The 21013-nt window shown below is 72.7% G+C and carries 17 protein-coding genes; 5 read left to right on the forward strand and 12 right to left on the reverse strand.

What is annotated here, in order from left to right:
- Positions 1-9: 9 nt before the first annotated feature.
- Entirely contained in the window at positions 10-609 is a 600-nt protein-coding gene (locus ACZ3UD_RS25645) for a DUF5998 family protein (protein ID WP_380611992.1), read from the reverse strand.
- A 91-nt stretch (positions 610-700) separates the two neighbouring features.
- Positions 701-3547 carry a bifunctional acetate--CoA ligase family protein/GNAT family N-acetyltransferase gene (locus ACZ3UD_RS25650; protein ID WP_465592118.1) on the reverse strand — a complete coding sequence of 949 codons (2847 nt, stop codon included), beginning with the start codon at positions 3545-3547 and terminating at the stop codon, positions 701-703.
- Between the two features lie 226 nt (positions 3548-3773).
- Between ACZ3UD_RS25650 and ACZ3UD_RS25655 the strand changes: the two genes are divergently transcribed.
- Complete coding sequence (locus tag ACZ3UD_RS25655; RefSeq protein WP_188306085.1) at positions 3774-4055, forward strand: HPr family phosphocarrier protein; 282 nt, start codon at positions 3774-3776, stop codon at positions 4053-4055.
- Positions 4056-4207: 152 nt separating this feature from the next.
- Here ACZ3UD_RS25655 and ACZ3UD_RS25660 read toward each other — a convergent pair whose 3' ends face one another.
- The 4 genes from ACZ3UD_RS25660 to ACZ3UD_RS25675 form a co-directional block, all read right to left on the reverse strand.
- Positions 4208-4342 carry a hypothetical protein gene (locus ACZ3UD_RS25660; protein WP_465592122.1) on the reverse strand — a complete coding sequence of 45 codons (135 nt, stop codon included), beginning with the start codon at positions 4340-4342 and terminating at the stop codon, positions 4208-4210.
- 60 nt (positions 4343-4402) lie between these two features.
- The gene (locus ACZ3UD_RS25665; RefSeq protein WP_465592125.1) at positions 4403-5596 is read right to left on the reverse strand and encodes an RtcB family protein; all 1194 of its coding nucleotides are present in this window, start codon (positions 5594-5596) and stop codon (positions 4403-4405) included.
- A 322-nt stretch (positions 5597-5918) separates the two neighbouring features.
- Positions 5919-7283: a M16 family metallopeptidase gene (locus tag ACZ3UD_RS25670; RefSeq protein ID WP_465592370.1), complete on the reverse strand. Its 1365-nt coding sequence runs from the start codon at positions 7281-7283 to the stop codon at positions 5919-5921.
- Positions 7284-7303: 20 nt separating this feature from the next.
- Positions 7304-8638 (reverse strand): M16 family metallopeptidase, encoded by a 1335-nt coding sequence (locus ACZ3UD_RS25675; protein ID WP_465592128.1) that lies wholly within the window; start codon positions 8636-8638, stop codon positions 7304-7306.
- Between the two features lie 320 nt (positions 8639-8958).
- Here ACZ3UD_RS25675 and ACZ3UD_RS25680 point away from each other — a divergent pair, with 320 nt between their 5' ends.
- Both ACZ3UD_RS25680 and ACZ3UD_RS25685 read left to right on the forward strand, forming a co-directional pair.
- Positions 8959-11409: a DNA gyrase/topoisomerase IV subunit A gene (locus tag ACZ3UD_RS25680; protein WP_465592131.1), complete on the forward strand. Its 2451-nt coding sequence runs from the start codon at positions 8959-8961 to the stop codon at positions 11407-11409.
- A gap of 94 nt (positions 11410-11503) precedes the next feature.
- Positions 11504-12406: a sucrase ferredoxin gene (locus ACZ3UD_RS25685; protein ID WP_465592134.1), complete on the forward strand. Its 903-nt coding sequence runs from the start codon at positions 11504-11506 to the stop codon at positions 12404-12406.
- Between the two features lie 69 nt (positions 12407-12475).
- Here ACZ3UD_RS25685 and ACZ3UD_RS25690 read toward each other — a convergent pair whose 3' ends face one another.
- The 3 genes from ACZ3UD_RS25690 to ACZ3UD_RS25700 are packed head-to-tail and all read right to left on the reverse strand — an operon-like array spanning position 12476 to position 15281.
- Positions 12476-13549 (reverse strand): ABC transporter substrate-binding protein, encoded by a 1074-nt coding sequence (locus ACZ3UD_RS25690; protein WP_465592137.1) that lies wholly within the window; start codon positions 13547-13549, stop codon positions 12476-12478.
- A gap of 36 nt (positions 13550-13585) precedes the next feature.
- Positions 13586-14467 (reverse strand): ABC transporter permease, encoded by an 882-nt coding sequence (locus tag ACZ3UD_RS25695; protein ID WP_465592140.1) that lies wholly within the window; start codon positions 14465-14467, stop codon positions 13586-13588.
- Positions 14457-15281 (reverse strand): ABC transporter ATP-binding protein, encoded by an 825-nt coding sequence (locus ACZ3UD_RS25700; RefSeq protein ID WP_465592143.1) that lies wholly within the window; start codon positions 15279-15281, stop codon positions 14457-14459. Before ACZ3UD_RS25700 ends, ACZ3UD_RS25695 begins: the two co-directional genes overlap by 11 nt.
- Positions 15282-15502: 221 nt before the next feature.
- Here ACZ3UD_RS25700 and ACZ3UD_RS25705 point away from each other — a divergent pair, with 221 nt between their 5' ends.
- A complete protein-coding gene (locus ACZ3UD_RS25705) occupies positions 15503-17110 on the forward strand; it encodes a sensor histidine kinase (protein ID WP_465592146.1) in 1608 nt (535 codons plus the stop codon).
- On the forward strand, positions 17110-17796 hold the full coding sequence (locus ACZ3UD_RS25710) for a response regulator (RefSeq protein ID WP_465592149.1): 687 nt from the start codon (positions 17110-17112) through the stop codon (positions 17794-17796). The genes ACZ3UD_RS25705 and ACZ3UD_RS25710 overlap by 1 nt, the downstream gene beginning before the upstream one ends.
- A 79-nt stretch (positions 17797-17875) precedes the next feature.
- Here the strand turns inward: ACZ3UD_RS25710 and ACZ3UD_RS25715 are convergent, their stop codons facing one another.
- The 3 genes from ACZ3UD_RS25715 to ACZ3UD_RS25725 all read right to left on the reverse strand — a co-directional run bounded on the left by ACZ3UD_RS25715 (position 17876) and on the right by ACZ3UD_RS25725 (position 20947).
- The gene (locus ACZ3UD_RS25715; protein ID WP_465592152.1) at positions 17876-19555 is read right to left on the reverse strand and encodes a solute symporter family protein; all 1680 of its coding nucleotides are present in this window, start codon (positions 19553-19555) and stop codon (positions 17876-17878) included.
- Positions 19552-20127: a DUF485 domain-containing protein gene (locus tag ACZ3UD_RS25720; protein ID WP_465592155.1), complete on the reverse strand. Its 576-nt coding sequence runs from the start codon at positions 20125-20127 to the stop codon at positions 19552-19554. The genes ACZ3UD_RS25715 and ACZ3UD_RS25720 overlap by 4 nt, the downstream gene beginning before the upstream one ends.
- A gap of 127 nt (positions 20128-20254) precedes the next feature.
- Positions 20255-20947 carry a response regulator transcription factor gene (locus ACZ3UD_RS25725; protein ID WP_465592158.1) on the reverse strand — a complete coding sequence of 231 codons (693 nt, stop codon included), beginning with the start codon at positions 20945-20947 and terminating at the stop codon, positions 20255-20257.
- Between the last annotated feature and the right edge of the window lie 66 nt (positions 20948-21013).

Raw genomic sequence — 21013 nt, forward strand, 5'->3', positions numbered from 1 at the left:
GGGCGCGACCTAGGGCCGCGGGCCGTTGTTGATCGTCGCGTCGGACAGCGCCCGGGCGAACACCAGCGCCTGGGCCACCGTCTCCGGGCCGTCGCCGGCCTCGCTCACCCGCAGTGAGAGGTCGTCAGCCGTCGCCGAACCGGTGTAGCCGTGGTCGGCCTCACAGTTCGGGTCCGAGCAGCCGGCCGGCTCCAGGTCCAGGCGCTGCACCGCACCCCAGCCGATCGTCAGCACCACCTCGCGGGGAAGCGTCCCCGGGGTGTACGTCTCCGGGTTGGCCACCATCCGGCTCACCACGACCGAGCCGATCCGGTCCAGCCGGACGCTCTCCGTCGAGGTCGTCGCGAACGGCACCGCGGGGCTGCCCTCGGCCCCCGACTGCTCGTCGGTGTGGCTCACCACGAACCGGGTCGCGGTCAGCACCAGCACCGTCACGTGCCGGCGCACCTCGTTGGAGTCGAAGGTCGTCTCCTGGTGCACCAGGTAGGAGCTGATCGGCTCCGGGCCCACCGCGGACTCCACCGCCTCGGACACCAGGGCCGGGTAGTAGCCGCTGCGCTCGATCGCCGAGCGCAGGTCCTGAGTGGTGGTGGTACCGGTCTTCGCCATAACTCCATCCTGGCATGGTCCGCCGACGAAGCGGGCGGCGCGGCGCCGAGCTTCGGACATCAGCGCCCACGGCAGGCGCAACCAAGGAAGGCTACAGCGTGCTCATCGCGCGCGGGCCCAGATCGCTGCGGACGGGCAGTGGTGCGACCCGCACCCGCGCCCCCAGGATCGCCAGTCCGTGCGGGGCGACGACCACCGGTTCGAGGTCCACCGAGGCGATCTCCGGCACGTCGTCCACCAGCTGGGACACCCGCAGCAGCAGTTCCTCCAGGGCAGCGGTGTCCACCGCCTCGGCCCCGCGCCAGCCGAACAGCAGCGGCGCCGCCCGGACCTCCCGGATCAGGCCCGCGACCTCCTGGTCGGTGGCCGGGACCAGGCGGTGGGCCACGTCACCCAGCAGTTCGGCCGGGGCGCCGGCCAGGCCGAAGGAGAGGATCGCGCCGACGGCCGGGTCCACCGTGGCGCCGATCACGGTGTCCACGCCGCGCGGGGCCATCCGCTGCACCACCAGCTCGGCCCCGGCCGCGCCGCCGAGCAGGGCGTCCAGCTCGCGGTGGGCGCGGCGCAGGCCCGGCTCGCCGGTCAGGTCGAGGCGGACGCTGCCCAGGTCGGGGCGGTGGCGCAGGTGCGGGGCGGTCGCCTTCAGGGCCACCGGGTAGCCGAGTTGCTCGGCGGCCTTGACGGCGCTCTCCTCGTCCGGGGCGGGCAGCGTGGGCGAGACGTCGATGCCGTAGCGCTCCAGCAGCTCGTGGGTCTCGGTCTCGCTCAGGGTGATCCGGGCGCCGCCGGGCTGGGTGCGCGCGGCTACCGCGGCGCGGGTGCTCAGCGCCGCCTCCACCAGGGCGCGGGCGCCGGGCTCGTCGATCCGGTCCAGCTCGGGGACGCGCGCGGTCTCCTCCGCCTCGGCGGTGCGGTGGCGCCACTGGGCGTAGTGCACGGCGTGCGCCAGGGCGCGCACGGCGCGCTCGGGCGCCGCGTAGGCCGGGATGCCGCCGGGGCGCAGCCGGGCCGGCAGGTCAGTCAGGGCCAGGTGGGCCAGCACCAGGGGCTTGCCCAACTCCCGTGCGCGCATGCCCGCCTCTAGCAGGGCGGCGGCGATCTCCGGGTCGTCCGAGCCCATCTCGGGGTCGTCCGGGCCGGTCAGCCTGCCGCCCATGAAGGCGTGCGCGGAGGTCCCGATCGGCGGGATCGCGACGGCGATCACGGCGTCCACGGCGGGATCGCTGAGCGCGACGTCCAGCGCGATCCGGAAGTTCTCGCCGGTCGCGGCCGTGGTGAGGTCGACTGGCGTGCGCGGGCGCAGGCCCGCGCTCAGGCAGGCGTCGTAGGTGAGCAGGCCGAGCGAGTCGGAGTTGCCGACCACGGCGACCCGGTCGCCCGGCGGCAGCGGCTGCTGGGCGAGCAGCTCGCCGGTGTCGAAGAGCTCGGTGATGGTCGCCACCCTGGTCACGCCGGCCTGTTCGAACAGCGCGTCCACGGTGGCGTCGCGCAGGCCGGTGGCGGTGGCGGGGACGGCGTGGCCGGGCGGCAGGCTGCCGGTGTGCCGGGCACCCTTGACCACGACGACCGGCTTGGCGGCGGCCAGGCGGCGGGCGATCCGGGTGAACTTGCGGGGGTTGCCGAAGGACTCCAGGTAGAGCAGCACCACCTCGGTGGCCTCGTCCTCGGCCCAGTACTGGAGGAAGTCGTTGCCGGAGACGTCCGCGCGGTTGCCGACCGAAGCGAAGGAGGAGACGCCGAGGCCGCGCTTGTGGGCGGCCTCCAGCAGGGCCACGCCGATCGCACCGGACTGGCAGAAGATCCCGAAGCCGCCGCGGTCGGGCAGGTGCGGGGCGAGGGAGGCGTTCAGCGGGTGCTCGGGGTCGGTGTTGATCAGGCCGAAGGCGTTCGGGCCGACCACCCGCATGCCCGCCGCACGGGCCTGGCGGACCAGGGCGCGCTGGCGGTCCCGGCCCTCCGGGCCGGTCTCCGCGTAGCCGGCGGTGACCACCACCAGGCCCTGCACCCCGCGCACGCCGCACTCGGCGACGGCCGCCGGGACGGCGCTCTCGGGGACGGCGATCACCGCGAGGTCGACCGGCCCGGGAATGTCCAGGATCGAACGGTGCACCGGGATGCCGTCCAGCTCGGTGCCGGGCGGGGCGTTGCGGTTCACCGCGTGGACGGCGCGCGGCTCGCCCTTGGGCTCGTACCGGCTCTCGAACTCCGTGTCGAAGCTGCCCAGCAGGTCGCGCAGGATGGCCCGGCCGACGGTCTGCGGGTTGCGGGAGACCCCGACCACGGCCACCGAGCGCGGGGTCAGCAGCCGCTGCACCGAGCGGGCCTCGGCGCGGTGCTCGCGGGCGCGCATCACGGCGAGCGAGCGGTCGGTCTGTTCGAGGTCGAACTCCAGGTGCACCACGCCGTCTGCGAAGCTGCGGTGCTGGGTGTAGCCGGCGTCGGTGAAGACCTTCACCATCTTGCGGTTCTCCGGCAGCACCTCGGCCTGGAAGCGGCGGATGCCGCGCTCCTGCGCGACGGCCGCGATGTGCTCCAGCAGGGCGGACGCCACCCCGCGGCCCTGGTGGGCGTCCTGGACCAGGAAGGCGACCTCGGCGTCCGTCCCGTGGTCGGAGGGCCGGCCGTCCGCGTCGATCCGGTCGTAGCGGACGGTGGCGATGAAGTGGTCCCGGACCACCACGGCGAGGCCGACCCGGTTCACGAAGTCGTGGTGGGTGAAGCGGCGGACGTCCTTGTCGGACAGGCGCGGGTAGGGCGCGAAGAACCGGAAGTACTTGGACTGGTCCGAGACCTGCTCGTAGAACTCCACCAGCCGCCCGGCGTCGGCGGGGGTGATCGGCCGGATCCGGGCTGTGCCGCCGTCGCGCAGCAGGACGTCGGCTTCCCAGTGCTGCGGATAGTCGGGTTGCGCGGGGTTCGCCACCGCGGGGTCTTCCACATTCGTCAGGTTATCCGGCGGCGGGCCGAATGGCGCCGGTCGTGTGCTCGCGGCAGGGTGGACGGGGCCACCGGCCGGGCCTTATGCCCCGAAAAGAAACAATCACAACTCCCGAACGCAGCGGCTCGGAGGGCTTGCCTGCGTGCAACACTGGTCTAGACAACACGGTCGTTTCCCCCGCTCCCCGAGCACGGCCGTGACCAGCTTCACCGGAAAGGCACGTCTCATGGCCGAGCGCCGCGTCACCATCGGTTGGGCCGAGGGCCTGCACGCCCGTCCCGCCTCCGTCTTCGTCCGGGCCGTCACGGCCACCGGCGTGCCGATCACCATCGCCAAGCCGGGCGGCAACCCGGTCAACGCCGCCTCCATGCTCGGCCTCCTCGCCCTGGGCGCCCAGGGCGGCGACGAGGTCATCCTCGCCTCCGACGCCCCCGACGCCGACGAGGCCCTCGACCGCCTCGCCAAGCTCGTCCAGGAAGGCCTCGACGAGCTCCCGGCCGCGGCCTGAGCCTTCCGGTGACGACAGGGGGTGTGCTGCCGGGCAGCACACCCCCTGTCGTCATGTTCGGACCTTGCGGCGGATGACCGGTTTCAGACGCGGACGACCGGTTCCGGGTGAGCGGCCGCCTCGGCCAGGCGCCACTGCCGACCCGGCGCCGATCACGCCGCCGGGGCCGCACCCTCATCAACCGGCAGCCGCGTCGCCACGGGCATCGCCGGCCCGGCCGCGAAGAAGACCAGCGCCAGCGCCGCCCATCCGAACTGGCCCGCCCCGACGACCGCGACCAGTGCCACCGGCCCGATGATCAGGGGAGGGCTCGCCGAGCCGCGTTCCTCAAAGCCCTTCGCAGGTGATCAACCCTTGACGCAGACGACCTGCTTCAGGTGGGCGACCACCTCGACGAGGTCCTTCTGCTGCTCGATCACCTTCTCGATCGACTTGTACGCGCCGGGGATCTCGTCCACCACGCCGCCGTCCTTGCGGCACTCCACGCCCTTGGTCTGCTCGACCAGGTCGCGCGTGGTGAACCGCTTCTTCGCCGCGTTGCGGCTCATCTTGCGGCCGGCGCCGTGCGAGGCGGAGTTGAACGCCGTCTCGTTGCCCAGGCCGCGGACGATGTAGGAGCCCGTCCCCATGGAGCCGGGGATGATCCCGTAGTCGCCGCTGCCCGCCTTGATCGCGCCCTTGCGGGTCACCAGCAGCTCAACGCCGTCGTACGTCTCCTCCGAGACGTAGTTGTGGTGGCAGCTGATCACCTCGTCGAAGCCGACCTTCGCCTTGGCGAACTCGCGGCGGACGACGTCCTGGAAGAGCGCCATCATCAGGGCACGGTTGTGCTTGGCGTACTCCTGCGCCCAGAAGAGGTCCTGGCGGTAGGCAGCCATCTGCGGGGTGTCCGCGATGAACACCGCGAGGTCCTGGTCGATCAGGCCCTGGTTGTGCGGCAGCGAGCGGGCGACGCCCATGTGGTGCTCCGCCAGCTCCTTGCCGATGTTCCGGGAGCCGGAGTGCAGCATCAGCCAGACCGCGCCGCTCGTGTCGACGCACAGTTCTATGAAGTGATTTCCTCCGCCGAGCGTCGCCATCTGCTGCATCGCCCGCTCACGGCGCCACTTGACGTCCTCTGCCACGCCGTCGAAGCGCTGCCAGAAGTCGTCCCAGCCCGCCGCGCGGAAGCCGTGCAGCTTGGTCGGGTCGACCGGGTCGGTGTGGAGGCCCCGGCCGACCGGGATGGCCTGCTCGATCTTGGAGCGCAGGCGGGACAGGTCGTCCGGGAGGTCCTTGGCGGTGAGCGAGGTCTTCACCGCGCTCATCCCGCAGCCGATGTCGACGCCGACCGCGGCCGGGCAGACCGCGCCCTTCATGGCGATGACGGAGCCGACGGTCGCGCCCTTGCCCAGGTGGACGTCGGGCATCACGGCGAGGCCGTGCAGCCAGGGCAGGGAGCTGATGTTGCGCAGCTGCTGCATGGCCGCCCCCTCGACCGTCGCCGGGTCGACCCACATCCGGATCGGCACCCGGATTCCGGGCACCTCGGTGTACGTCATGGTTGAACGACCTCCACGGGTCTGGTGGTTCAGGAGAGATGAGGGTGCCGCGCAAAGAATCCCGGTGCGGCTCGGGGAAGTTCAGAAGCGGGTGCGCTCAGGCAGCCGGAGCGGAACAGGGGAGATACGGCCTTGGGGAGCGTCGTCGTATGGCTCGCTCGACCCGCATGGTGACCGCCTCCCTCCGTTCGTCGCAGTTCGCACGTGCTGTGCGTCGGGGAACATCTATCCACGGAATGAGCCGGGCCCGCAACGGATTTAAAACACGTCCGGCCCGGCGGAGCGGGGAGCTCCACCGGGCCGGACGGAACGACAGCGGGCGTCAGCTGACGACGGTGACCTCGCCGATCCCGAGCGCCCGCACGTCCGCCTCGATCGCGGCGGCGTCGCCGACCAGGACGGTGACCAGGCGGTCCGGCGGGAAGGCCGCGACCACGGCCTCGGTGGCCGCGGCGGTGGGCAGTTCGGCGAGCTGCCGGTAGACCTCGGCCTGGTAGTCGTCGGCGAGCTGCTGCTCGACCTGGTCGGCCAGGGTGCCGGCGACCGAGCCCGCGGTCTCGTACTTCAGCGGCGCGACGCCGACCAGGAACTGCACGGCCTCGTCGCGCTCGGCGTCGGTGAGGCCCTCGGCGGCGAGGGTGCGCAGGATGGTCCAGGTGTCGGCGAGCGCGGGCGCGGTGGAGGCGGTGTCCACCGAGCCGCTGATGGCCAGCAGCGCGCGCCCGCTGCCGTCGGCGGCGGAGCGCAGCGGCTGGGCGAAGGCCCGCACGCCGTAGGTGTAGCCCTTCTCCTCGCGCAGGACGCGGTCGAGGCGGGAGGTGAGGGTGCCGCCGAGGCAGTAGGTGCCGAGGATCTGGGCGGCCCAGACCGGGTCGTGGCGGTCGGGCCCGATCCGGCCGATGAGCAGCTGGGTCTGGACGGAGCCGGGGCGGTCGACGATGACGACGCGGCCGCGGTCGTCGCCGGTGACGGGGGCGTGCGCGGAGGGCTCGGCGGCGGAGCCGGTCCAGGTGCCGAGGGTGCTCTCCAGCAGGGCGGGCAGCTCGACGCCGGTGAGGTCGCCGACCACGACGACGGTGCTGGTGGCCGGGCGCACGTGGGCCTCGTAGAAGGCCTTGACGGCGGCGCGGTCGATCGGCTTGACGGTCTCGGCGGTGCCGCTGCGGGGCCGGGAGAGGCGGTCGGCGGCGTCGAAGAGCTCGGCGTAGAGGGCCTTGGCGGCGCGCCGGGCGGGGTTGGCCTGCTCGTGGACGATCTCGTCCAGGCGGTTGGCGACCAGCCGCTCGATCTCCTCCGCGGGGAGGGCGGGGGCGCGCAGGGCGTCGGCGAGCAGGGTGAGGCCGCGCTGGAGCCGGGAGGCGGGGACCTCCAGGGAGACCCGGATGCACGGGTGGTCGGCGTGGGCGTCGAGGGTGGCGCCGGCGCGCTCGAGTTCGGCGGCGAACTCCTCGGCGGTGAGGGTGTCGGTGCCCTCGTTGAGGGCACGGGCGAGGATGGCGGCGATGCCGTCGAGGCCCTCGGGTTCGGCGGCGAGCGGGGCGTCGAGGAGGACCTCGACGGCGACCAGCTGCTGGCCGGGCCGGTGGCAGTGCAGGACGGTGATGCCGTTGCCGAGGGCGGAGCGCTCGGGGGCGGGGAACGCCCACGGGCTGGGGGTGCCCGGCTGGGGCTGGGGGTGGAAGGTCATCGCGGGGACGTAGTCGGTGCTCATACGGCGGCACCCTCCTCTTCGGAAGCGGCGTCGGAGGCGGCGGCGGTCGGCTCGTAGACGAGGACGGCCCGGTTGTCGGGGTGGAGCCGGGCCTTGGCGACGGCCTGGACCTCTTCGGCGGTGACGTCGAGGACCTTGGGGAGGGCGTCGTTCAGCAGCTTGGGGTCGCCGAACAGGACGGCGAAGCGGCAGAGTTCGTCGGCGCGGCCGGCGACGGTGGTGAGCCGGTCGAGCCACTCGCGCTCGATCTGGGCCTGGGCGCGCTCGAGCTCCTCCGGGGTGGGGCCCTCGGCGGCGAAGCGGGCGAGCTCCTCGTCCACGGCGGCGTCGATCTGCTGGAGGGTGGCGTCGCCGGAGGTCTTGACGTCGAGCCACCCGAGGCTGGGGGCGCCGGCAAGGCGCAGCAGGCCGAAGCCGGCGGCGACGGCGGTGCGGTCGCGGCGGACGAGCCGGTTGTAGAGGCGGCTGGACTCGCCGCTGCCGAGGATGGTGAGCGCGAGGTCGGCGGCGTCGGCCTCCCGGGTGCCGTCGTGCGGCAGGCGGTAGGCGGCCATCAGGGCGCGGGAGGGGACGTCCTCGTGGATCTCCTCGCGCAGTTCGCGGCCGATGGTGTCGGGAAGTTCGCCGGAGCGCGGAGGCTGCTTCCCGTCGTGGCCGGGGATGGAGCCGAAGTACTTCTCGACCCAGGCGATGGTCTGCTCGGGGTCGATGTCGCCGACGACGGACAGCACGGCGTTGTTGGGCGCGTAGTAGGTGCGGAAGAACGCGCGGGCGTCCTCCAGGGTGGCCGCGTCCAGGTCGGCCATGGAGCCGATCGGGGTGTGGTGGTACGGGTGGCCGTCGGGGAAGGACAGCGCGGTGAGCTTCTCGAAGGCGGTGCCGTACGGGACGTTGTCGTAGCGCTGGCGGCGCTCGTTCTTGACGACGTCGCGCTGGTTCTCCATGGACGTCTCGTCGAGGGCGGCGAGCAGCGAGCCCATCCGGTCGGCCTCCAGCCAGAGGGCGAGCTCCAGCTGGTGGGCGGGCATGGTCTCGAAGTAGTTGGTCCGCTCGAAGCTCGTGGTGCCGTTGAGCGAGCCGCCGGCGCCCTGGACGAGTTCGAAGTGGCCGTTGTTGGAGACGTTGGCGGAGCCCTGGAACATCAGGTGCTCGAAGAGGTGGGCGAGGCCGGTACGGCCCTTGACCTCGTGCCGGGAGCCCACGTCGTACCAGAGGCAGACCGCAGCGACCGGGGTGAGGTGGTCCTCGGAGAGGACGACGCGCAGGCCGTTGGCCAGGCGGTGCTCGGTGATGGCGATGCCTCGGCTGGAGGCGGGGGCCGGGTTGGCCATGCGCTCGGGTCCTTCCCGTCGTCGATGTCGGGGTTCGTGTGGCGTCCCCCATTGTGGTGCAACGCGCGGAAGGTGTGTTTGTGCCCGCGCGGACGGGGCGTTCGCCAGGGGCGGAAGAGGGCCGCTGACCGGGAGTGTCGGCGCGAGGGTCCACAATGGGGGCGCCGTGCCCTGTTGACGGCGCCCGGTTGACGGGTCCGACGGCAGGGTGGGGAGCAGGACGGCGACGCCCGTCCGACCGACCGACGACGCCCGTCCGACCGACCGACCGACGACGGACCGACGACACAGCCAGCGACACGTAAGGGAGCCCCGCCGCGATGGCCCGCCGCAGTTCGCAGACCCCGCCGCCCGGAGACTTCGAGGAGCGGATCCTCGATGTCGACGTCGTGGACGAGATGCAGGGCTCCTTCCTGGAGTACGCCTACTCGGTGATCTACTCGCGTGCGCTGCCCGACGCGCGGGACGGTCTGAAGCCGGTGCACCGCCGGATCCTGTACCAGGCCAACGAGATGGGCCTGCGTCCGGACCGCGCGCACGTGAAGTGCGCGCGCGTGGTGGGCGAGGTGATGGGTCGGCTGCACCCGCACGGTGACGCGTCGATCTACGACTCGGTGGTGCGCATGGCGCAGCCGTTCTCGATGCGGCTGCCGCTGATCGACGGGCACGGCAACTTCGGTTCGCTGGGCAACGACGACCCGCCGGCCGCGATGCGCTACACCGAGTCGCGGCTGACGGCGGCGTCGATGGCGATGGTGGAGTCGATCCACGAGGACACCGTCGACTTCGGGCCGAACTACGACGGCAGTGAGCAGGAGCCGCTGGCACTGCCGGCCGCGTTCCCGAACCTGCTGGTGAACGGCGCGACGGGCATCGCGGTGGGCATGGCGACGAACATGCCGCCGCACAACCTGTCCGAGGTGGTGGCGGCGGCCCGGCACCTGATCAAGCACCCGAACGCGGACCTGGACACGCTGATGCGGTTCGTGCCCGGTCCGGACCTGCCGACGGGCGGGCGGATCGTGGGCCTGTCGGGGATCCGGGACGCGTACGAGTCGGGCCGCGGCACCTTCAAGATCCGGGCGACGGCGACGGTGGAGTCGGTGACGGCCCGTCGCAAGGGCATCGTGGTGACCGAGCTGCCGTACAACGTCGGCCCGGAGAAGGTCATCTCGAAGATCAAGGACCTGGTCAACGCGAAGAAGCTGCAGGGCATCGCGGACGTCAAGGACCTGACCGACCGCGAGCACGGGCTGCGGCTGGTGATCGAGGTGAAGAACGGCTTCGTGCCGGAGGCGCTGCTGGAGCAGCTGTACAAGCTGACGCCGATGGAGGAGACCTTCGGCATCAACAATGTGGCGCTGGTGGACGGCCAGCCGCTGACGCTGGGGCTGAAGGAGCTGCTGGAGGTCTACGTCGACCACCGCTTCACCGTGGTGCGCCGGCGCAGCGACTTCCGCCGGCGCAAGCGCGAGGAGCGGTTGCACCTGGTCGAGGGTCTGCTGGTGGCGCTCGTCGACATCGACGAGGTCATCGCGATCATCCGGTCGAGTGACAACGCGCAGCAGGCGAAGGAGCGTCTGATGGAGCGCTTCTCGCTGTCGGAGACGCAGACGGCGTACATCCTGGACACCCCGCTGCGGCGGCTGACCCGGTTCGACCGGGTGGAGCTGGAGCAGGAGAAGGCGAAGCTGACCGCGGAGATCGCGGAGCTGACCGAGATCCTGGAGTCGGACACCCGGCTGCGCAGCGTGGTGTCGTCCGAACTGGGCGCGGTGTCCAAGCAGTTCGGCACGGAGCGGCGCACGGTCCTGCTGGAGGCGGGGGCGGCCCCGGCAGCGGCGCTGGCCGTGCCGCTGGAGGTCGCGGACGACCCGTGCCGGGTGCTGCTGTCCTCGACGGGGCTGCTGGCGCGCACGGCAGACGGCGAGCCGTTCGAGGTGTCGGACAAGCGCTCCAAGCACGATGTGATCGTGTCGGCGGTGCACGCGACGGCGCGCGCGGACGTGGGTGTGGTGACGTCGGCGGGCCGGGTGCTGCGGCTGCCGGTGATCGACCTGCCGGCGCTGCCGCCGACGCCGTCGCCGACGCTGGCCGGCGGTGCGGCGGTGGACGAGTTCCTGCGGCTGGAGGCCGGGGAGCGGGTGCTCGGGCTGACCACGCTGGACGAGTCCTCGCCGGGCCTGGCGCTGGGCACGGTACAGGGCGTGGTGAAGCGGGTGGTGCCGGAGTGGCCGGCGAACAAGGACGAGTTCGAGGTGATCGCCCTCAAGGAGGGTGACGAGCTGGTGGGCGCGGTCGAACTGCGCACCGGCGAGGAGGACTTGGTCTTCATCGCGTCGGACGCCCAGCTGCTGCGCTACCCGGCGGGCCAGGTCCGTCCGCAGGGCCGCCCGGCGGGTGGCATGGCGGGCATCAAGCTGTCGGACGGCGCCCGGGTGCTGTCGTTCACGGCGGTGGACCCGGCCGCGGACGCGGTGGTGGTCTCGGTGGCGGGGGCCTCGGGTACCCTCGCCGGTGGCGAGCAGACCAGCTGGAAGGTCACCCCGTTCGAGCAGTACCCGCGCAAGGGCCGCGCCACCGGCGGCGTCCGCTGCCAGCGCTTCCTGCGCGGCGAGGACGGCCTGGCCTTCGCCTGGGCCGGCGCCGCGCCGGCCCGCGCCGCCACGGCCAAGGGCGCCCCGGTCGACCTGCCGGAGCGCGACCCGCGCCGCGACGGCTCGGGCACCCCGGTGACCACTGCGATCGCCGCGGTCGCCGGCCCGGCGTAGCGGGAGAGGGCCCGAGGAGGGCGGGGTGCCTGCGGTCTCCCCGCCCTCCGGCGTACCCGGACCGGGCCGAACCGCGGAGGGTAGCCTTACGCGGGTGAGCACCTGTGCGACCGTGTCGCGTGAACTTTCGGAGCCGCTGACCGCCACGGCCGCGGTGGCGGCCACCTGGCTGCTGCTGGAGCAGAACGGCCCGTGGGGCGCGAAGGCGCTGCGGGAGAGCCACCTCGACCCCGCGACCGGACGCGCGCTGGAGGAGGCCACGGCGGGGACCGGGGTGCGGATCGCGCTGATCCGGCGGCCGGGCCGGCACGCGGACTGCCTGCCGACGACGCGGCACGAGGTGGTCGTGGCGCACACGGTGCCGGGCCGCGGTTGGGTGCGCCGGGCGCAGGTGGCCGATCCGGCCGAGCTGCTGGAGCTGGACTTCGCGGCGCTGGGGGTCGGCGACCACACGGGTTTCGGGGCGGAGCACGTCGGCGGCCCGCTGGCGCTGGTGTGCACCAACGGCCGCCGAGACCGCTGCTGCGCGCTGCTGGGCCGTCCGCTGGCGGCGCAGCTGGCGGCGGCCGGGCACAGCGAGGTGTGGGAGGCGACCCACCTGGGCGGCCACCGGTTCGCCCCGACGATGCTGGTGCTGCCCTACGGCTACGCGTACGGGCGGCTGACGGCGGAGACCGCCAAGGAGGTACTGGCGGCGACGGCGGCCGGGCACATGGTGCCGGAGTGGGCCCGGGGCTGCTCGGGCTGGGAGCGTCCGGGCCAGGCAGCCGAGCACGCGGTGCGGCTGGCGACCGGCGAGACCGGGGTGGACGCGCTGACCCTGACCCAGCGGCCGGACGGCGAGGGCCGCTGGCTGGTCCGGGTGATCCACCGGGACGGCCGGGCCTGGGAGGTGGACGTGATCGAGACCGTGAGCGAGCCGGCGCGTCCGGAGAGCTGCGGCAAGGCGGCGGGGACGCCGTCGCGGATGGACGTGCTGTCCGTACGGGGCGTGTAGCGGCCCCGCGCCCGTGGGGGTGAGCGCGGGACCGCGGCGGCGGCAGGGCCTCAGGCGGGCGGCAGGGCCTCAGCCGGTGGCCTTGCCGACGAACTCCGTGGTGTAGGTCTTGGACAGGTCGATCGTCCCCTCCTTGCCCTTGACGTCCGGGTGGAAGGCGGCGAGCACCGCGAGCACCGTCTTGGGGCCGTCGGCCGGCATCACCCCGTCGGTGGTGAACATCGGCAGGGTCGACTTGATCGCCGCCGCGTACTGCTCGGCGCCGCCCTGCGCGTAGTCGGCGGGCATCTTCGCGGCGATCTCCTCCGGGGTGTGGGTGGACATCCACCTGAGGGTCTTCACGAAGGCGTTGGTGAGCTTCTGGGTGGTGTCCTGGTTCTTCTCCACCCACTCGGTGTTCATGTACAGCGAGGACGAGGGGTAGAGCCCGCCGAGCGCCTGGCGCGAGCCCTCGGGGGTGCGCATGTCGTAGAGGATCTTGCCGAGGCCCTTGTCGAGGACGTTGGCGACGGTCGGGTCGGTGGTCATCCCGGCGTCGATGCTGCCCTGCTGGAGCGCGGCGACGAAGGTCTGGCCGGCGCCGACCGCGATCGGGCTGAAGTCGCTGACGGCGGCGCCGTTCTTGACCGCGAGGTACTTGGTCAGGAAGTCGGTGGAGGAACCGATGCTGGTGACACCGAGCTTCCTGCCCTTGAAGTCGGCACCGGACTTGATCGCATCGGCCTGCTTGGTGGAGACCAGCTCGACCTCGCCGGGCGCCTGGGCGAACTGCACCACGGACTCGACGTGCTTGCCCTTGGCCTGCAGGTCGATGGTGTGATCGTAGAAGCCGACGGCTCCCTGGACGTCGCCGGCCAGCAGGGCGGTGGTGGCGTTGACGCCCGCCGGCTCGCTCATCAGCTCGACGTTGACGCCGGCGTCGGCGAAGTAGCCGAGCCGCTGGGTGAGCATCGCGGGCAGGTAGATGACCTTGTCCAGGCCGCCGACCATGATTTTGACCTTGGGACCGTCGACCTGCCGGCCGGCCGGGGCGGCGGCGCCGTGGGTGGAGGTGGCGGCGTCGTTGGCGCAGGCGGAGAGCGGGAGGAGCAGCACGGCGGCGAGGGCGGCGACGGCCGCTCTGCCTGTCGGGTTCGGGCGCATGGGTGGGGGTGCCTCTCTTACGGACGGGAAAGGGGGTCAGCGGCCGTCGCCCGCGTCCGCGGGCTTCCAGCGGAACAGCTTCTTCTCGGCGTAGGTCAACAGCCCCTCGGTCACCAGGGCGACGACCGCGAGGATGGTCATGGCCGCGTACACCCCGGCCGCGTTGAAGGTGCCCTGGGCGGCGGCGACCATCAGGCCGAGGCCCTTGGTGGCGCCGATGTACTCGCCGACGATCGCGCCGATCAGCGCGAAGCCGAAGCTGACGTGCAGGCTGGTGAAGATCCAGGTGGTGGCGGCGGGGATGACCACCTGCAGGGTGACCCTGCGGTTGTCGGCGCCGAGGATGCGGGCGTTGGCGACGAGGTTGCGGTCCACCTCGCGGGCGCCCTGGAAGGCGTTGAAGAACACCGGGAAGAACACCAGCACCACCGCGGAGGCGACCTTGGAGGCCGGGCCGAGGCCGAACCAGATCAGGAAGATCGGCGCGAGGACGATCCGCGGGATGGCGTTGAGCACCTTGATGTAGGGCCCGAACACATCGGCCAGGAAGCGGATCCGGCCGAGCGCGATGCCCAGCAGCACACCGCCGATGACGCCCAGCACCCAGCCGGCGAGGGCCTCGTACAGGGTGTAGCCGATCTGCTCGCCGAGCGAGCCCTGCGCGGTGCCGTGGGTGACCCACTGCCGGATCTGGTCCCAGATCCTCGACGGCTGCGAGAAGTTGAACGGGTCGATGACGTTCGTCCGGGCGCACACCTCCCACAGTCCGAGGAAGGCGATCAGCACCCCGATCCGGGCTCCGTAGACGCCCAACTTCCGGTTACGGGCGGCCCGTTCGCGGGCCTCGGTTCTCGTCGTGACGGCCGCGGGCTTCCCCGCCACGGCCGACGCGGTCTCAGACGCGGTCTCAAGCGGCACGACCCGCTCCTCTCTCCCGGGTGATGCGCACCTCTTCGCCGAGCGAGGCCCAGATCTCGCGGTACAGCTCGACGAACCTCGGTTCCAGCCGGACGGCCTCCACGGTGCGCGGTCGTGGCAGGTCGACGGTGAAGATCTCCTTGACGGTGGCCGGCCCGGCGGTCATCACCACCACGCGGTCGGCGAGCGCGATGGCCTCGTCCAGGTCGTGGGTGACGAAGATGACCGACGCCGCGTTCTTGGAGGAACCCGTCCCCGCCCACAGCTCCAGCAGCTGGTCGGACATCAGGGCGCGGGTCTGCACGTCCAACGCCGAGAACGGCTCGTCCATCAGCAGGATCGCCGGGTCGTTGACGAAGGTCTGGGCGAGCGCGACCCGCTTGCGCATGCCGCCGGAGAGCTGGTGCGGGTAGCGGTCCTCGAAGGCGGCCAGGCCGACCCGGCCCAGCCAGTCCCGGGCCCGCTCCCTGGCCTCGGCGGTCGGCGCGCCGCGGAAGCGCGGGCCGGCCATGACGTTGGACAGCACGGTGCGCCAAGGGAAGACGGCGTCCTGCTGGAAGACGAACCCGACCTGGGGGTCGATCCCGCGCACGGGCTCGCCGTGCACCCGGACCTCGCCCTCGGTGGGCTCCTCCAGGCCGCTGACCAGGGTCAGCGTGGTGGACTTGCCGCAGCCGGTGGGGCCGACGACGGCGACGAACTCGCCCTGGGCGACGGTCAGATCGAGATCGCGGACGGCGGTGTGCAGGGCCCCGGAGGGGGTGCGGAAGCGTTTCGTCGCGCCAGTCAGCTCGATCGCCGGGGTGTTGGTCATACTTTGCCTCCCGGGTCAGTGCTTGCCCCGGAAAGGTAGGAGCGGGTCCGGCCCCGGCGGGAGCCTTCTTCGCGTAGTGCGACTTCTCCGCATTGAGGGGTGTTCTGCTCGTTCTGCTTCCGCTACAACTGCGGGGACGCGGCTGACAGAAACACGGCGGAAACATAGGGTGTCCCGACCCCCCGCACACACCACCCCGCAGCCGCCGAGAGGAGGCCCGGATGAAGCTCCCCCGCTGGCCCCGCCGGGTCTTCGCGCAACTGCTGCTGAGCCAGACCATCGTCACCGTCGGCGTCACCACGGTGACGGCCGGGCTGTTCCTGGCCCCGGTCAGCAGCGAGCTGGACCACGACGCGATGCAGCGCGCGCTGTCCATCGCCCAGGCCACCGCCACCGACGAGACCATCGCCCAGGCCGCCGCCGCCCGCGACGTGGTCACCGCCCAGCGCAACGCCGAGCAGGTCCGGCTGGCCACCGGCGCCAGCTTCGTGGTGGTCACCGACCTGGACGGGATCCGCCTCTCGCACACCGACCCGGGCCGGATCGGCCACCGGGTCAGCACCGACCCGGAGCCCGCCCTCAGCGGCCGCAGCGTCACCGCGATCCAGCAGGGCACCCTGGGCCGCACCGCCCGCGGCAAGGTGCCGCTGCGGATGGCGGACGGCCGGATCGTCGGCGAGGTGTCGGTCGGCATCAGCGACGACTCGATCCGCCGCCGTCTGCTGAAGATGCTCACCGGCATCCTGCTGTGTGCCGGCGCGGGCCTGGCCGCCGGCACCGTCGCCACCCTCGCGCTGGCCCGCCGGCTCAAGCGCCGCACCCACAACATCGCGCTCGCCGACATCTCCGCGCTGCTGGTCGAGCGCGAGGCGATGCTGCACGGGATCCGCGAGGGCATGGTGGCACTGGACGAACGCGGCCGGATCCGGCTGGCCAACGACGAGGCCGTCCGGCTGCTCGGCCTGCCCGAGGACTGCACCGGCCGCCCGATCGCCGAGGTGCTGCCGCCGGGCCGGCTGACCGACGTGCTGACCGGCCGGATCACCGGCACCGACCTGCCGGCCGTCCGGGACGACCGGGTGCTGGTGGTGAACCGGATGGCCACGGCCTCGGGCAGGCCCGAGGGCGGCGCGGTGGTGACGCTGCGCGACCGCACCGAGCTGGAGTCCTTGGTACGCGAGCTGGACACCACCCGCAGCCTGACCGAGGCGCTGCGCGCTCAGGACCACGAGCACGCCAACCGGATGCACACCCTGCTCGGCCTGCTGGAGCTCGGCCGCCACGAGCAGGCGGTCGCCTTCATCTCCGAGCAGTCCGGCTCGCACACCGTGGTCGCCGCCAAGATCGCCGAACAGGTGCAGGACCCCCACGTGGCGGCTTTGCTGGCGGGCAAGACGGCGGTGGCCGGCGAGCGCGGGGTGCGGCTGGTGCTGGCCCCGGCGGCCCACCTGCCGGACGCAGTGGTGGACGCCCGGGCGCTGGTGACGGTGCTCGGCAACCTGGTCGACAACGCGGTGGACGCCCTGGCGCCCGCCGGGGGCGGGCAGGTGGAGGTGACGCTGGCGGCGGCCGGCTCCACGCTGCTGCTGCAGGTCGCGGACAGCGGCCCGGGGGTACCGGAGGAGCTGCGCGAGCAGGTCTTCGAGGAGGGGTGGACCAGCAAGGAGGCGCCCGCGCATCGTCCGCGCGGGCTGGGCCTGGCGATGGTGCGGCGGCTGGTCGAACGCAGCGGCGGCCGGATCGTGCTCGACACCGGCCCGCTCGGCGGCGCCCGGTTCACCGTCGAGCTGCCCGAGGCCCTGCTCACCACTCAGCTCGTGGAGGCGTGATGATCGACGTACTCGTGGTGGACGACGACTTCCGGGTCGCGGACGTGCACGCCGCGTACGTGGCCAAGGTCCCCGGCTTCCGGGTCACGGGCACCGCGCACTCGGCCGGGGAGGCGCTGGCCGCACTGGAGCGCCGCCCGGTGGACCTGCTGCTGCTCGACCACCACCTGCCGGACGAGACCGGCCTGGCCCTGGTACGGCGGCTGCGGGAACGCCAGGTGGCCTGCGACGTGATGATGGTGACCGCGGCCCGGGACGTCTCCACCGTCCACGCCGCGATGCAGCACGGCGCACTGCAGTACCTGGTCAAGCCGTTCACCTTCGCCGGGCTGCGGGACAAGCTGGTCTCGTACGCGCAGCTGCGGCACGCACTGGCCGCACCGGCCCGGGAGGCCGGCCAGGACGAGGTGGACCGGCTGTTCGCGACCCTGCGCAGCGTCTCCGCCCCGGCCGGCGCGCTGCCGAAGGGGCACTCGGCGCCGACCACCGACTTGGTGCTGGGCGTGCTGCGCCGGGCGGGCCGGCCGCTGTCCGCCCAGGAGGTCGCCGACGCCACCGGGCTCAGCCGCTCGACGGCGCAGCGCTACCTCAAGCAGCTGGAACGGGACAGCCGGCTGCGGCTGACCCTGCGCTACGGCGACACCGGCCGCCCGGAGCACCGCTACGGACTGGCCGCCAGGGCGTAGCCCGGCACGCGGACGCGGGGGAACCCCGGCGGCCCCAGGCCCGCCGGGGTTCCCCGGGACGCGACGCTCAGGGCAAGCCCTAGGCCGCGCCCGCACCGGTGAGGGCACGCACCTCCAGCTCGGCGAAGCGGTCCGCGTCGGCGGGCTCGGGCGAGGTGAGCGTCCCGAGCCAGCCGGCCAGGAAGCCGAGCGGGATGGAGACGATGCCGGGGTTCTCCAGCGGGAACCAGTGGAAGTCGACGCCGGGGAACAGCGCCATCTTGGAGCCGGAGACCACCGGCGAGAAGAACACCAGCACGATCGCCGGGACCAGCCCGCCGTACACCGACCAGACCGCGCCCCGGGCGGTGAACCGCGACCAGAACAGGCTGTACAGCAGCACCGGCAGGTTGGAGGAGGCGGCCACCGCGAAGGCCAGGCCGACCAGGAAGGCGACGTTCAGCTGCTGGGCGTACAGGCTGATCACGATCGCACCCGCGCCGATCCCGGCGGCGGCGAACCGGGCGACCACCACCTCCTGCTGCTCGCTGGGTTTCTCCGTGACCTCGGCCGAACGGCCGCGACGCGGGTGGCCGCGCCAGGCGCCCGCCCAGATGTCGTGGGCGAAGGCCGCCGAGGAGGCCAGGGTCAGCCCGGCGACCACGGCGAGGATGGTGGCGAAGGCGATCGCCGAGATCAGTGCGAAGAGCACCACCCCGCCGGTGCTGCCGTTGCCGCCGCCGAGCACCAGGGCGAGCAGCGGGACGGCGGTGTTCCCGGCCGAGTTGGCGTGCCGCACCTCGGCCGAGCCGACCAGCGCGGTGGCGCCGAGGCCGAGCGCGATGGCCATCAGGTAGAAGCCGCCGACCAGCCCGATCGCCCACATCGTGGAGCGGCGGGCGGCCCGCGCGGTGGGCACGGTGTAGAAGCGGGACAGGATGTGCGGCAGGCCGGCGGTGCCCAGCACCAGCGCCAGGCCCAGGCTGAAGAAGTCCAGCCGACTGGTGAAGGTGGCGCCGTACTTCAGACCCGGTTCGAGGTAGCGTCGCCCGGCGCCGCTGTGCTGGGCGGCCTGGCGCATCAGCTCGAACAGGTCGCCGTGGAAGCGGACCACCAGCAGCACGGTGAGCAGCACCGAGCCGACGATCAGCAGGAAGGCCTTGACGATCTGGATCCAGGTGGTGGCCCGCATCCCGCCGACCGTGACGTAGACGATCATCAGGGCGCCGACGGCGATGATGGTCCAGGTCCGGGCCTGGGCACTGTCGGTGCCGAGCAGCAGGGCAACCAGCGAGCCTGCGCCGACCATCTGGGCGACCAGGTAGAGCAGGGTGACCACGACGCTGGCGCCGCCGGCGGCCGCGCGCACCCTGCGGCGGCGCAGCCGCAGCGCGAGCACGTCGGCGAGGGTGTACCGGCCGGCGTTGCGGACGAGTTCGGCGACCAGCATCAGCACGACCAGCCAGGCGACCAGGAAGCCGATGCTGTAGAGCACGCCGTCGTAGCCGTACAGGGAGATCAGTCCGGCGACACCGAGGAAGGAGGCGGCCGAGAGGTAGTCGCCGGAGAGGGCGAAGCCGTTCTGCAGCGGGGTGAAGTCGCGGCCGCCGGCGTAGAAGTCCTCGGCGGCGTTGCCCTGGCGGCCGACCCAGAGGGTGATGCCCAGGGTGACCAGGACGATGACGGCGAACAGCACGATCGCCAGGTCGTGGTGGTCGCCGGCGGGGGCGACGGGCGGCGGGGTGGCGGCGGTCGTCACCGCGTTCGTCAGGGTCGTCATCGCAGCTGGTCCTGGGTGTCCCAGCGCAGGCCCAGGGCGGCGCGGTCGCGCTTGGTCCGGGCGTTGCGGGCGTAGAGCCAGGTGAGCAGGAAGGTGGTGGCGAACTGCAGCAGGCCGAGCAGCCAGGCCACGTTGAGCGGGCCGGCCACCCGGCTGCGCATCACGCCGGGGGCGACGGCCTCGGCGGCGACGTACATCAGGTACCAGCCGAGGAATGCGCCGCTGACCGGGAAGACGAACACCCGGTAGCTGCGGCGGATGTCCTGGAAGGCCGCGCTGGCCTGGACCGTCCGGTAGACCTCGGTGCTGTCGGTGGTGCTCGTCGGCGCCGACGGCTCCTGCGACAGGACGGCCGGGGCGAGCGGCGGGGTCACGGGCGCGGCGAGCGGCGCGGCCACCGGCTCGGGGGCGGCGGCCGACTGGGCGGCGGCCGTACGGGTGGGCACCGGCTGGGCCGGTACGGCCGTTCGGCGGGGTGCGGCAGCCGGCTCGGACGCGGTGGCGGCGGCCGGAGCGGCCCACCAGTCGAATCGCTGCCCCTGGCCGGGACTGCTGGTCTGCTGCTGTGGCACTGCTGCTCCTGGGCCGGGCCGGGCGTTCTGACCCGAACCATCATGGGGGCCACCGGACACCGCCCCTGACCATCACAGATACGTTCACTCGATGAGGTGGTCGATCATCTGACGGACGCTCATCCGACTACTGCTGCATACCGGTGATTCCGTGGCGAAAGGCGTACGCCACGGCCTGCGCCCGGTCCCGCACCGCGGTCTTGGCGAACAGGTTGTTGATGTGCGTCTTCACGGTGGCCTGGCTGACGAACAGCCGCTGGGCGATCTCGGCGTTGGAGAGCCCCTCGGCGATCAGCGCGAGCACTTCGGCCTCCCGCACGGTCAGCCCGTCCGGCAGCTCCCCGGACCGGGCGGCGGGCCGCTCGGCGGTCGGCGCGGGCTGGGCCGGCTTCTCCGAAATCCGTTCCAGCAAGCGGAGTTGCACCTGCGGGGAAAGACCGGCTGCACCCGCGCGGACGTCCGTGATGGCCTTGGCGATCTCCTCACCGCCGGCGTCCTTGGTGAGGTAGCCGCGCGCACCGGCCTGCAGCGCCGGGAACAGCGAGTCGTCGTCGGCGTAGGTGGTGAGCACCACGACCTCGGTCTCCGGGTGGGCGGCCCGGATCCGCCTGGTCGCCTCGACACCGTCCACCCGCGGCATCCGCAGGTCCATCAGCACCACGTCCGGGTGATGACGCTCCACCAGGGCGACGGCCTCCTCCCCGTCCGCCGCCGCGCCGACCACCTCGATGCCGGGCAGCAGCCCCAGCAGCATCACGATGCCCTCGCGCACCACGGTCTGGTCGTCCGCCACCAGCACCCTGGCGACCGTCCCGCTCATGCGTCCACCTCGCAGCGCCCGGCGGTCGCTTCGCGGAATCCGCACCTCCCGATGGTGAGTTCGCCG

The organism is Kitasatospora sp. NPDC023118 (genome assembly GCF_055560875.1).

Bases quoted from the DNA above. Each gene is read 5' to 3' on its own strand.
- ACZ3UD_RS25645 (WP_380611992.1), bottom strand. From the start codon at position 609: ATGGCGAAGACCGGTACCACCACCACTCAGGACCTGCGCTCGGCGATC.
- ACZ3UD_RS25655 (WP_188306085.1), top strand. From the start codon at position 3,774: ATGGCCGAGCGCCGCGTCACCATCGGTTGGGCCGAGGGCCTGCACGCC.
- ACZ3UD_RS25665 (WP_465592125.1), bottom strand. From the start codon at position 5,596: ATGACGTACACCGAGGTGCCCGGAATCCGGGTGCCGATCCGGATGTGG.
- ACZ3UD_RS25670 (WP_465592370.1), bottom strand. From the start codon at position 7,283: ATGACCTTCCACCCCCAGCCCCAGCCGGGCACCCCCAGCCCGTGGGCG.
- ACZ3UD_RS25675 (WP_465592128.1), bottom strand. From the start codon at position 8,638: ATGGCCAACCCGGCCCCCGCCTCCAGCCGAGGCATCGCCATCACCGAG.
- ACZ3UD_RS25680 (WP_465592131.1), top strand. From the start codon at position 8,959: ATGGCCCGCCGCAGTTCGCAGACCCCGCCGCCCGGAGACTTCGAGGAG.
- ACZ3UD_RS25690 (WP_465592137.1), bottom strand. From the start codon at position 13,549: ATGCGCCCGAACCCGACAGGCAGAGCGGCCGTCGCCGCCCTCGCCGCC.
- ACZ3UD_RS25700 (WP_465592143.1), bottom strand. From the start codon at position 15,281: ATGACCAACACCCCGGCGATCGAGCTGACTGGCGCGACGAAACGCTTC.
- ACZ3UD_RS25705 (WP_465592146.1), top strand. From the start codon at position 15,503: ATGAAGCTCCCCCGCTGGCCCCGCCGGGTCTTCGCGCAACTGCTGCTG.
- ACZ3UD_RS25710 (WP_465592149.1), top strand. From the start codon at position 17,110: ATGATCGACGTACTCGTGGTGGACGACGACTTCCGGGTCGCGGACGTG.
- ACZ3UD_RS25715 (WP_465592152.1), bottom strand. From the start codon at position 19,555: ATGACGACCCTGACGAACGCGGTGACGACCGCCGCCACCCCGCCGCCC.
- ACZ3UD_RS25725 (WP_465592158.1), bottom strand. From the start codon at position 20,947: ATGAGCGGGACGGTCGCCAGGGTGCTGGTGGCGGACGACCAGACCGTG.